Annotated in this window: 12 protein-coding genes; 7 read left to right on the top strand and 5 right to left on the bottom strand. The window is 71.9% G+C overall.

Annotated elements, in window-relative coordinates; all coding sequences use genetic code 11:
• Window positions 1–108: 108 nt before the first annotated feature.
• Genes tyrS through ACFRAC_RS34980 form a run of 3 tightly spaced genes read right to left on the bottom strand, consistent with a single transcriptional unit; the run spans window position 109 to window position 4,350 of the window.
• Window positions 109–1,377, bottom strand: coding sequence for a tyrosine--tRNA ligase (tyrS, locus tag ACFRAC_RS34990; RefSeq protein ID WP_382938741.1), 1,269 nt, complete (start codon window positions 1,375–1,377; stop codon window positions 109–111).
• A gap of 55 nt (window positions 1,378–1,432) precedes the next feature.
• Window positions 1,433–2,827, bottom strand: a complete 1,395-nt coding sequence (locus tag ACFRAC_RS34985) for a metallopeptidase TldD-related protein (RefSeq protein WP_382938737.1) — start codon at window positions 2,825–2,827, stop codon at window positions 1,433–1,435.
• Window positions 2,824–4,350 (bottom strand): TldD/PmbA family protein, encoded by a 1,527-nt coding sequence (locus ACFRAC_RS34980; RefSeq protein ID WP_382938732.1) that lies wholly within the window; start codon window positions 4,348–4,350, stop codon window positions 2,824–2,826. Before ACFRAC_RS34980 ends, ACFRAC_RS34985 begins: the two co-directional genes overlap by 4 nt.
• Before the next feature lie 240 nt (window positions 4,351–4,590).
• Here ACFRAC_RS34980 and fabG point away from each other — a divergent pair, with 240 nt between their 5' ends.
• The 3 genes from fabG (at window position 4,591) to ACFRAC_RS34965 (ending at window position 6,603) form a co-directional block, all read left to right on the top strand.
• Window positions 4,591–5,310, top strand: a complete 720-nt coding sequence (fabG, locus tag ACFRAC_RS34975) for a 3-oxoacyl-[acyl-carrier-protein] reductase (RefSeq protein WP_382938729.1) — start codon at window positions 4,591–4,593, stop codon at window positions 5,308–5,310.
• Between the two features lie 5 nt (window positions 5,311–5,315).
• Window positions 5,316–6,083: an enoyl-ACP reductase FabI gene (gene fabI / locus ACFRAC_RS34970; RefSeq protein ID WP_382938725.1), complete on the top strand. Its 768-nt coding sequence runs from the start codon at window positions 5,316–5,318 to the stop codon at window positions 6,081–6,083.
• Window positions 6,084–6,246: 163 nt separating this feature from the next.
• Complete coding sequence (locus ACFRAC_RS34965) at window positions 6,247–6,603, top strand: hypothetical protein (protein ID WP_382938723.1); 357 nt, start codon at window positions 6,247–6,249, stop codon at window positions 6,601–6,603.
• Here the strand turns inward: ACFRAC_RS34965 and ACFRAC_RS34960 are convergent.
• Window positions 6,581–7,273 carry a FadR/GntR family transcriptional regulator gene (locus tag ACFRAC_RS34960; RefSeq protein WP_361343485.1) on the bottom strand — a complete coding sequence of 231 codons (693 nt, stop codon included), beginning with the start codon at window positions 7,271–7,273 and terminating at the stop codon, window positions 6,581–6,583. The two genes, ACFRAC_RS34965 and ACFRAC_RS34960, sit on opposite strands and share 23 nt — an antisense overlap.
• Window positions 7,274–7,343: 70 nt before the next feature.
• On the opposite strand from ACFRAC_RS34960, the gene ACFRAC_RS34955 reads away from it, so the two are divergent.
• The 4 genes from ACFRAC_RS34955 (at window position 7,344) to ACFRAC_RS34940 (ending at window position 9,778) form a co-directional block, all read left to right on the top strand.
• Window positions 7,344–8,627 carry a CynX/NimT family MFS transporter gene (locus ACFRAC_RS34955; protein ID WP_382938719.1) on the top strand — a complete coding sequence of 428 codons (1,284 nt, stop codon included), beginning with the start codon at window positions 7,344–7,346 and terminating at the stop codon, window positions 8,625–8,627.
• Window positions 8,628–8,675: 48 nt separating this feature from the next.
• The gene (locus ACFRAC_RS34950; RefSeq protein WP_382938716.1) at window positions 8,676–8,792 is read left to right on the top strand and encodes an SGM_5486 family transporter-associated protein; all 117 of its coding nucleotides are present in this window, start codon (window positions 8,676–8,678) and stop codon (window positions 8,790–8,792) included.
• Window positions 8,793–8,986: 194 nt separating this feature from the next.
• Window positions 8,987–9,193 (top strand): hypothetical protein, encoded by a 207-nt coding sequence (locus tag ACFRAC_RS34945; RefSeq protein WP_382938712.1) that lies wholly within the window; start codon window positions 8,987–8,989, stop codon window positions 9,191–9,193.
• Between the two features lie 66 nt (window positions 9,194–9,259).
• Window positions 9,260–9,778 (top strand): SixA phosphatase family protein, encoded by a 519-nt coding sequence (locus ACFRAC_RS34940; RefSeq protein WP_382938709.1) that lies wholly within the window; start codon window positions 9,260–9,262, stop codon window positions 9,776–9,778.
• 90 nt (window positions 9,779–9,868) lie between these two features.
• Here the strand turns inward: ACFRAC_RS34940 and serB are convergent, their stop codons facing one another.
• Window positions 9,869–11,077, bottom strand: coding sequence for a phosphoserine phosphatase SerB (gene serB, locus ACFRAC_RS34935; protein ID WP_361343498.1), 1,209 nt, complete (start codon window positions 11,075–11,077; stop codon window positions 9,869–9,871).
• Between the last annotated feature and the right edge of the window lie 57 nt (window positions 11,078–11,134).

Below are 11,134 nucleotides of genomic sequence, written 5' to 3'. Positions count from 1 at the left end.
CGAGGCGCCGTGCCAGACGCCGCGGACCAGACGGGACTTTCGAAACACGCCCTAGGTCGTGCGAGGGGCCCCCGCGGAAGCGGAAGCCCCTCGCCGTGCGTCTGTCGCTCAGACGTCGGTGACCTCGACCGCCGCCAGGTTCTTCTTGCCGCGCCGCAGCACCAGCCAGCGCCCGTGCAGCAGGTCCTCCTTCGCGGGGACCGCGTCCTCGCCGGCCACCTTCACGTTGTTCACGTAGGCGCCGCCCTCCTTCACGGTGCGCCGCGCCGCCGACTTGCTGGCCACCAGACCCACCTCGGCGAACAGGTCGACCACCGGGCTCAGCTGCTCGACCTGGATGTGCGGCACCTCGGAGAGCGCCGCCGCCAGCGTCCGGTCGTCCAGGTCCGCCAGCTCGCCCTGACCGAACAGCGCCTTCGACGCGGCGATCACCGCGGCCGTCTGGTCGGCGCCGTGCACCAGCGTCGTCAGCTCCTCGGCCAGCGCGCGCTGCGCCGCCCGGGCCTGCGGACGCTCCTCGGTCTGCCGCTCCAGCTCCTCCAGCTCCTCGCGGGACCTGAACGACAGGATGCGCATATAGGTCGAGATGTCCCGGTCGTCCGCGTTCAGCCAGAACTGGTAGAACGCGTACGGCGTCGTCATCTCCGGGTCGAGCCAGATGGCCCCACCCTCGGTCTTGCCGAACTTGGTGCCGTCCGACTTGGTCATCAGCGGCGTCGCCAGCGCGTGGACCTGCGCGTGCGGCTCCAGCCGGTGGATCAGGTCGAGACCCGCCGTGAGGTTGCCCCACTGGTCGCTGCCGCCCTGCTGGAGCGTGCAGCCGTACCGCCGGTACAGCTCCAGGAAGTCCATGCCCTGCAGCAGCTGGTAGCTGAACTCGGTGTAGCTGATGCCCTCCTCCGACTGGAGCCGGCGGGCGACCGAGTCCTTGGTGAGCATCTTGTTGACGCGGAAGTGCTTGCCGATGTCCCGCAGGAACTCGATGGCGGACAGGCCTGCCGTCCAGTCCAGGTTGTTCACCATCGTCGCCGCGTTGTCCCCCTCGAAGGAGAGGAACGGCTCGATCTGGGCGCGCAGCCGGTTCACCCAGTTCGCGACGGTCTCCGGGTCGTTCAGCGTGCGCTCGGCCGTCGGGCGCGGGTCGCCGATCTGGCCGGTGGCGCCGCCGACCAGCGCCAGCGGGCGCAGGCCCGCCTGCTGGAGACGGCGCATCGTGAGCACCTGGACCAGGTGGCCGACGTGCAGGCTGGCCGCGGTCGGGTCGAAGCCGCAATAGAACGTGACGGGACCGTCCGCGAGCGCCTTGCGCAAGGCGTCCTCGTCGGTGGACAGGGCGATCACGCCGCGCCACTTCAGCTCGTCGACGATGTCCGTCACGGTTCTCGTGTCTCCTTGATGATCTCGGGCAGTCGAGTGACAGCCGCCTACGAGGTTATACGCCCTGGCTGACAGAGCTCATGTTGAAATCGGGGACGCGCAACGCCGGCATGGCCGCCCTGGTGAACCAGTCGCTCCACTCCCGCGGCAGGGTCTTCTCGGTGCGGCCCGCCTCGGTGGCCCGCCCCAGCAGGTCCACCGGCGACTCGTTGAACCGGAAGTTGTTGACCTCGCCCGCCACCTCGCCGTTCTCGACCAGGTACACACCGTCCCGGGTCAGGCCGGTCAGCAGCAGCGTCGCCGGGTCGACCTCGCGGATGTACCACAGGCAGGTCAGCAGCAGACCGCGCTCGGTGTCCGCGACCATCTCCTCCAGCGAGCGGTCCTCGCCGCCGTCGAGGATCAGGTTGTCGATGCCCGGGGCGACCGGCAGACCGGTGAGCCCGGCGCTGTGGCGGCTGGTCGTGAGATGCCGCAGCTCGCCCCGGTGCATCCAGTCGGTCGCGGTCAGCGGCAGCCCGTTGTCGAACACGGACTGGTCGCCGCCCGAGGAGTGGGCGATCACGAAGGGCGCGGACTCCAGGCCCGGCTCGTTCGGGTCGCTGCGCAGGCTCAGCGGCAGCTCCGTCAGCCGCTCGCCCACGCGCGTACGGCCGCCGGGCTGGGAGAAGACCGTACGGCCCTCCACCGCGTCCCGCCCCGACGCCGACCACAGCTGGTAGATCAGCAGGTCGGCCACGGCCGTCGGCGGCAGCAGCGTCTCGTACCGGCCCGCCGGCAGCTCCAGGCGCCGCTCGGCCCAGCCCAGGCGCACCGCGAGCTCGGCGTCCATGGCGGTGGGGTCGACGTCCTTGAAGTCGCGCGTGGAGCGGCCCGCCCAGGCCGAGCGGGTGCGGTCCGGCGACTTGGCGTTCACCTCCAGCGTGCCGTTCGGCTGGTCGTGCCGCAGCCGCAGCCCGGTGGAGGTGCCCACATACGTCGACACGAGCTCGTGGTTGGCGAAGCCGTACAGCTCCCGCCCGCCCGCCCGCGCGCGGGCGAACGCCTCGCCGAGCGCCGGGGCGAAGTCGGCGAACACGGTGGACGACGTCTCGGCCGGCGCGTCGGTGAAGTCGGGCGACGCCGGTACGTCCGTCACCAGCGGCTGCGCGTCCTCGGCGGGGCCCGCGGCGCACGCGGCGGCCTCCGCGGCCCGCACCAGCGGCTCCAGCTCGTCCACGGTCACCGCGGCCCGCGAGACGACACCGGAGGCGGTGCCCTCCCGGCCGTCGACGGTCGCGACGACGGTGAGCGTGCGCCCGCGCGTGACGCCGTTCGTGGTGAGGGCGTTGCCGGCCCAGCGCAGGTTCGCGGTGGACTGCTCGTCGGCGATCACGACACAGCCGTCCGCCCGGGACAGCTCCAGGGCCCGCTCGACGATCTCGTGCGGCTTGTGGGTACGGGCGCTCATCGGCCGGCCTCCTGCGTGGTGTTCAGAATGTTGACGCCCCTGAAGAGGGCCGACGGGCAGCCGTGCGACACCGCCGCGACCTGCCCGGGCTGGGCCTTGCCGCAGTTGAAGGCGCCGCCGAGGACATAGGTCTGGGGGCCGCCGACGGCCGCCATGGAGCCCCAGAAGTCCGTGGTGGTCGCCTGGTAGGCGACGTCCCGCAGCTGCCCGGTGATCCGGCCGTTCTCGATCCGGAAGAAGCGCTGCCCGGTGAACTGGAAGTTGTAGCGCTGCATGTCGATGGACCAGGACCGGTCGCCGACCACGTAGATCCCGCGGTCCACGCTGCCGATCAGGTCCTCCGTCGACATTCCCGCCGGATCGGGCTGGAGCGACACGTTGGCCATGCGCTGCACCGGCACCCGGCCGGGGGAGTCGGCGAACGCGCACCCGTTGGAGCGCTCGAACCCGGTGAGCTTCGCGATGCGCCGGTCCAGCTGGTAGCCGACCAGGGTGCCGTTCCTCACCAGGTCCCAGGACTGGCCCGCGACGCCCTCGTCGTCGTACCCGACGGTCGCGAGGCCGTGCTCGGCGGTGCGGTCACCGGTGACGTTCATCAGGTCGGAGCCGTACCGCAGCTTGCCCAGCTGGTCGAAGGTGGCGAAGGAGGTGCCGGCGTAGGCGGCCTCGTAGCCGAGGGCACGGTCCAGCTCGGTGGCGTGCCCGATCGACTCGTGGATGGTCAGCCACAGGTTCGACGGGTCGACGACGAGGTCGTACGACCCGGCCTCCACGCTCGGCGCCCGCATCTTCTCGGCGAGCAGCCCGGGGATCTGCGCCAGCTCGGACTCCCAGTCCCAGCCGGTGCCGGTCAGGTACTCCCAGCCGCGTCCGACCGGTGGTGCGATGGTGCGCATGGAGTCGAACTCGCCGCTGGACTCGTCCACCGCGACGGCCGTCAGCTGCGGGTGCAGCCGTACGCGCTGCTGGGTGGTGACGGTGCCGGCGGTGTCGGCGTAGAACTTGTTCTCGTGGACGGTGAGCAGCGAGGCGTCCACGTGGTTGACGCCGTCCGCCGCGAGCAGCCGCGCGCTCCACTCCGCGAGCAGCCCCGACTTGTCCTCGTCGGGCACGGTGAACGGGTCGATCTCGTACGACGAGATCCAGGTCTTGTCGCTGTGCACCGGCTCGTCGGCGAGCTCCACCCTCCCCCACTGGGAACCGGCCGCCTTGATCACCTGTGCGGAGAGCTTCGCCATCGCCACGGCCTGGGAGGCGACCTTGGCGGCGGCGTCCATCGTGAGGTCGACACCGGAGGCGAAGCCCCAGGTGCCGCCGTGCACGACCCGCACCGCGTACCCGAGGTCGGTGGTGTCCGACGACCCGGCGAGCCGGGCGTCCCGCAGCCGCCACGAGGCGCTGCGCACCCGCTCGAACCGGAAGTCCGCGTGCTCGGCGCCCAGCGCACGCGCGCGAGCCAGGGCCGCGTCGGCCAGCGCGCGGAGCGGAAGCGCCGTGAAGGCTTCGTCGATGGTATGGGGCACGGGGGTCTCCCTGCTGTCGTGACCTGTCGGCACCGATCATGTCGCGCGGGCGGCGCACGGGACCACACGTTTCCGACGCCCACCGGCGACTTTCTGTAGAGACCCGACAGTGACTTCCCTGAGCCACTGTCGGTGCCCGAATGTCCTCCGCCCAGGCCCGACCGATAGGTTTTCGGAGAAGCCGCCTGTCATCCAGCTGTCGGGGCGGATGTGTCAGACCCCTATCGAAAGGGTGATCCGTTGAGCCGCTCGGTTCTCGTCACCGGAGGCAACCGGGGCATCGGCCTCGCCATCGCCCGCGCGTTCGCCGAAGCCGGCGACAAGGTCGCCATCACCTACCGCTCGGGTGAGCCGCCGGCCGCCCTGACGGACCTCGGCTGCCTCGCCGTCAGGTGCGACATCACCGACACCGAGCAGGTGGAGCAGGCCTACAAGGAGATCGAAGACGCGCACGGGCCCGTCGAGGTGCTCGTCGCCAACGCCGGCATCACCAAGGACCAGCTCCTGATGCGCATGTCCGAGGAGGACTTCACCGCGGTCGTCGACACCAACCTCACGGGCACCTTCCGGGTCGTCAAGCGCGCCAACCGCGCCATGCTGCGCGCCAAGAAGGGCCGCGTCGTGCTGATCTCCTCGGTGGTCGGCCTCCTCGGCGGCCCCGGCCAGGCCAACTACGCCGCCTCCAAGGCCGGCCTGGTCGGCTTCGCGCGTTCCCTCGCCCGTGAGCTGGGCTCGCGCAACATCACCTTCAACGTCGTCGCGCCCGGCTTCGTCGACACCGACATGACCAAGGTGCTCACCGACGAGCAGCGCGCGAACATCGTGTCGCAGGTCCCGCTCGGCCGATACGCGCAGCCGGAGGAGATCGCCGCGGCGGTGCGGTTCCTCGCCTCGGACGACGCCTCGTACATCACTGGAGCCGTCATCCCCGTTGACGGCGGACTGGGAATGGGTCACTGATCACCATGAGCGGAATTCTCGAGGGCAAGCGCGTCCTGATCACCGGCGTGCTGATGGAGTCCTCCATCGCCTTCCACGCGGCCAAGCTGGCCCAGGAACAGGGCGCCGAGATCATCCTCACCGCGTTCCCGCGGCCCACGCTGACCGAGCGCATCGCCCGTAAGCTCCCGAAGCCCACCAAGGTCATCGAGCTCGACGTCACCAACGACGAGCACCTGGGCCGCCTGGCCGACATCGTCGGCGAGGAGCTCGGCGGCCTGGACGGCGTCGTGCACTCCATCGGCTTCGCGCCGCAGGACGCGCTCGGCGGCAACTTCCTGAACACGCCGTTCGAGTCGGTCGCCACCGCCATGCACGTCTCGGCGTACTCCCTGAAGTCGCTGACCATGGCCTGCCTGCCGCTGATGCAGAACGGCGGCTCGGTCGTCGGCCTGACCTTCGACGCGCAGTACGCCTGGCCGCAGTACGACTGGATGGGCCCGGCGAAGGCCGCCCTGGAGGCCACCAGCCGCTACATGGCCCGTGACCTGGGCAAGCAGAAGATCCGCTGCAACCTGATCTCGGCCGGTCCGATCGGCTCCATGGCCGCCAAGTCCATCCCGGGCTTCGGCGAGCTGGCCTCGGTGTGGGACACGCGCTCCCCGCTGGAGTGGGACCTGAAGGACCCGGAGCCGGCCGGCCGCGGCATCGTCGCCCTGCTGAGCGACTGGTTCCCGAAGACCACGGGCGAGATCATCCACGTGGACGGCGGTCTGCACGCCATCGGCGCCTGATCCTCCGGCACTCCTCGACGCCCCGTTCCCCGCCGCGCGCGGGGAGCGGGGCGTCACCCGTTCGGCCCACCCGGCCGGGCGAGGGAGGCCGGCCGGCGGGCACTCTGGAGTACGCGTTCCACCACGCGAGCCCCTCACCCGCAACGGCCGAGGAGGTCCCCTTGTGCGCTTGTCCCGCCGCTTGGCCTCAACGACCGTCGCCGTCGCTCTCGTGCTTCCCCTGTCGTACGAGGCGGCCGCCCACGCCCACGCACGCGTCCGCCCCGCCACGGAGCGGCCCGCGGAGCCGTACGGCGCCGAGTGCCGCATACGGGTCAGCGGGTCCGAGGTGACCGCGCTGTGCCACAACCCCTATCCGAGGACGGACCGCGTGAGTCTGCACGTGGAGTGCGCCCGCTGGTGGGACCTCGACACCGACGGCCTCCCGGTGCGGGCCGAGCCCGCGCAGACCGTCCGCCTGGCCGGCCGCTGCTGGAAAGAGGTGGACTCGGCCTGGATCAGTCACCACCGGGACCGCTGAGGCGCCCCGGCCGGCACAGGAACGGATAGCTCGCCGCCTCCGCCGCGGCCGCCTCGGCGTCACCCGTGCGGATCGCGTCCACGAGCCGGGCGTGGTCCATGTGTGTCTCCGGGGTCAGCCGCGGGCCGACGTCGTCGCGCAGCCAGTCCCGCAGTACCTCGCCGAGGTCCGCGTACATCGCGCTCATCACGTCGTTGTGGGAGGCCGCCACGACCGCCAGATGGAAGGTGGCGTCGGCCGTCACGAACGCCTCCGCGTCACCCGACTCCCACGCCTCCTCGCGCCGCACGAGCAGCGCGTCCAGCTGCTTGAGGTCCTTCTCGGTGCGCCGCTCGGCGGCCAGCTTCGCGGCGGCCGACTCCAGCGTGGAGCGCAGCTCCGCGATGTGCCGCGGGTCGGCGCCGGCGAAGCGGCGGTGCATCACGCCGGCCAGCTCACTGGTCGCCACCACAAAGGTGCCGGAGCCCTGGCGGATGTCCAGCAGCCCGTTGTGCGCGAGCGCCCGGACCGCCTCACGGACGGTGTTGCGGGCCACCCCGAGCTGCTCGACGAGCTCGGGCTCGGTCGGGATGCGGGAGCCGACCGGCCATTCGCCCGAGGTGATCTGGTTGCGCAGGGCCGCGATGACCTGCTCGGACAAGGCCGAGCGGCGGGGGTGGCTCAGGGGCATGACACACCTTCGCACGACGGGGGCGGGACCGGGGAGCCCGAGGGTGGACAGCCAATCATCCCATGATTCTATGATGGCTCCCATGGCACGCGAGGAGAACCGGGCGACGACGTCCACACGGATACGCACCCCCGAGCCCCCCACCCCGGCGCAGCCCGCCGCGCGGGCGTGGACGACCCGGCTGCTCATCGCCGGCATCGTCCTCACCGCGCTCAACCTGCGCCCCGCCATCACCAGCCTCGGCGCCCTGCTCGAAGAGGTTCGCGACGCGCTCGGCATGAGCGGCAGCGTCGCCGGACTGCTGACCTCCGTGCCGCCGCTCTGCTTCGCCGTCTTCGGCGTCACAGCCCCCCGCCTGGCCCGCCGTTTCGGCCCCGGCGCCGTGGTCTGCGCGGGCATGGTCGCCATCACCGCCGGCCTGCTGATCCGGCCCTACGCCGGCGGCACCGCCGGCTTCCTGGCCGCCAGCGCCCTCACCCTCATGGGCATCGCCGTCAGCAACGTTCTGATGCCCGTCATCGTCAAGCGCTGGTTCCCCGACCGGGTCGGCTCCATGACCGGCCTGTACTCCATGGCCCTCGCCCTCGGCACCGCCTCCGCCGCAGCCGTCACCGTCCCCATGACCGAGGCGCTCGGCGGCAGTTGGCGGACCGGCCTCGCGGTCTGGGGGGCTCTCGGCGCGGCCGCCGTCCTGCCCTGGCTGCCCTTCGTGCGGGACCGGAGCACCGCGCCCGCCCAGGACCCGCACGCGCGCGTGGACGCCCCCCGGCTGCGCGTCACCCGCAGCCGCACCGCCTGGGCCCTCGCCGTCTACTTCGGCCTCCAGGCCACCGGCGCCTACATCACCATGGGCTGGATGGCGCAGATCTTCCGGGACTCCGGCGTGCACGCCGGCACGGCGGGGCTGCTGCTCGCCGTCACCATGGTCATGGGCGTCCCCCTCGCCTTCGTCATCCCGCGCCTGGCCACCCGCCTGCCCCAGCAGGGGCCCATCGTGCTCGTGCTGGGCGCCTGCGGCCTCGCCGGCTACGCCGGCCTGTACCTCGCGCCCGCCGGCGGCTCCTGGGTCTGGGCCCTGCTGCTCGGCATCTCGAACTGCTCGTTCCCGCTGGCCCTGACCATGGTCGGCATGCGGGCCAGGAGCAGCGCGGGCGTGGCCCAGCTGTCGGGCTTCGCCCAGAGCACCGGCTACCTGATCTCCATCCCCGGGCCGCTCCTGGTGGGCGTCCTCTACCAGCACAGCGGCGGCTGGGGCCTGCCCATCGCCCTGATGGCAGGTCTCATGATCCCGCAGATGGCGGTGGGCGTCCTCGCCGGACGCGACCGTACGGTGGAGGACGAGGCGACGCGCTGAGCGCACCCCCGCCGGGGGCAGGGCGGCCGGGGGTGCGAGACTGGCCGTATGCCCGTGCTCGACCCGAACCCCCAGAACGGCCAGAAGAAGCTGCTGCTCGTCTTCGGCACGTTCCTCGCCATCTTCGTGATCATCGGAATCATCGCGACGATCGCCTCCCCCTGACCCGCCCGCCCCGCCGGGCGCCACCCGCCCCCGCGGGACCCCCGAGGGTGGGGCTGACCCCCCTGTCCCCTAGGGGGTGAGTGTCAGGGTCAACTGGGTGGATCACCGGATGGGTTGGCGGTCCCGCACTCCGTACCTTCGAGATGTGCCCGCCTGAAGGCGGCCACGGAGGCCCGAGGACCCACGGAGGCAGCATGTCGGCCCCTAGGCACACCCCGCCCCGACCGGCGGCCACGGGCCGTGCCGACATCCGGCTGCCCTGGTGGGCCCTGGCCCTGCCGACGCTCGCCTTCGTCACGCTGCTGCTGCTCATCCTGAATCCGTCCGAGGCGCAGGCCGCCCCGACCGAGCCCGGGATCAGCCTGCTCCTCGAGCGCGTCCAGCAGCTGGTCACACGCTGAGCATCGCCGGAGGCGCCCGGTCAACTCCCTGCGCCCCATGGCCTGTTTCATGCGAAGCTGGATCTCATGAGCGCCGCAGAACCCCGCAGGATTGCCGTTTTCCGGCATGCGAAAGCCGACTGGCCCCAGGTGACGGACCACGAGCGCCCCCTCGCCGAGCGGGGCCGCATGGACGCGGCCGAGGCCGGGCGCAGGCTGGCGGACACCGCCATCCCGTTCGACCTGGCCCTGTGCTCCACCGCGGTCCGCACCCGCGAGACCTGGAAACTCGCCGTCCACGAGTTCCAGCACCGGCCGAAAACGGTCTACGAGGAGCGGATCTACGAGGCCTCGCCCGGCGAGCTGATCGCCGTGCTCAACGAGACCCCCGACGACGCGCAGAACCTCCTGCTCATCGGCCACAACCCCGGCGTCCAGGGCCTCACCGAGGTCCTCGCGGGCTCCGCCGAGGGCGACGCCCGCGACCGGATGACCCGCCGCGGCTTCCCGGCCGCCGCCTTCGCGATCCTCACCTTCACCGGCACCTGGAAGGCCGTGGAGCCCGGCGTGGCCACGCTGGTCGACTACTGGGCGCCCTCGGAGTGACCGACGCGCACGCGAAGGGCCCGGCGCCGTCACGGCGCCGGGCCCTCGTGCGTCCGGCCCGGCCCGTGCCACGGGCGTGACCGCGGGGCGTCACTCCCCGTCGACCATGTCCGCCGCCTCGACCTCCTCGCGGGTGACGCCCAGCAGATACAGGACGGTGTCCAGGAAGGGCACGTTCACCGCCGTGTGCGCCGCCTCGCGGACCACCGGCTTGGCGTTGAAGGCGACCCCGAGCCCGGCCGCGTTCAGCATGTCCAGATCGTTGGCGCCGTCACCGATCGCCACCGTCTGCGCCAGCGGGACGCCCGCCTCCGCCGCGAAACGGCGCAGCAGCCGCGCCTTGCCCGCACGGTCCACGATCTCGCCCGTGACCCGGCCCGTGAGCCGGCCGTCCACGATCTCCAGCGTGTTCGCCTGGGCGAAGTCCAGCCCGAGGCGCTCCTTCAGGTCGTCGGTGACCTGGGTGAACCCGCCCGACACGACGCCCACTTGGTAGCCGAGCCGCTTCAGGGTCCGGATCAGCGTGCGGGCGCCCGGCGTCAGCCGTACCTCGCTGCGCACCTTGTCCACCACCGAGACGTCCAGCCCCTCCAGCAGTGCCACGCGCGCGTGCAGCGACTGCTCGAAGTCCAGCTCCCCGCGCATCGCGGCCGCCGTGACCTCGGCGACCTTGTCCTCACAGCCGGCGTGCGCCGCGAACAGCTCGATGACCTCGTCCTGGATGAGCGTCGAGTCGACGTCCATGACGACCAGGCGCTGGGCACGGCGGTGCAGACCGGCCGCGACGACCGCGATGTCCACGCCCAGGGCCGCCGCGTCCGGCGCCAGGGCGGTGCGCAGCGGCTCGGTCCCGGCACCGGAGACGGCGAACTCCACGGCAGTGACCGGGTACTTGGCGAGCCGGAAGATACGGTCGATGTTGGCGCCGGACCCGGTGATCCGGGAGGCGATCGCGGCCGTCGCCTCCGCGGTGAGCGGGTGCCCGAGCACGGTCACCAGGGAGCGCCCGACGCCGCGCGGACGGTTGTCGCCCAGGCCGGAGATGATCTCCGCCTGCATCTTCATCGACTCCGCCCAGCTGTGGACGGTCGCCCGCAGATCCCCCTCGAGCCCGGCCGGCGGCTCGGTCACGAGCGCGCACAGGGTGATCCGGCCACGGGTGACGACCTGCTCGATGTCGACCACGTCGACCGCGTAGGCCGCCAGCGTGTCGAAGAGTCCGGCCGTGATGCCCGGCCTGTCCTTCCCGAAGATCTTGACGAGAAGGGTGGGGAGGTCTGCGGTCTGCGAAGCGCTCATGGTGCCTCCACCGTATCCGGCACCCCGTGCCGTGCGCCCCCGAGGTCCGCCTGACGG

Origin of the sequence: Streptomyces sp. NPDC056628 (assembly GCF_042792555.1) — a bacterium.
Lineage (GTDB): Bacteria > Actinomycetota > Actinomycetes > Streptomycetales > Streptomycetaceae > Streptomyces.
The sequence above is the reverse complement of the archived record's forward strand: the minus strand, read 5'-3'. Positions and strand labels throughout refer to the sequence as shown.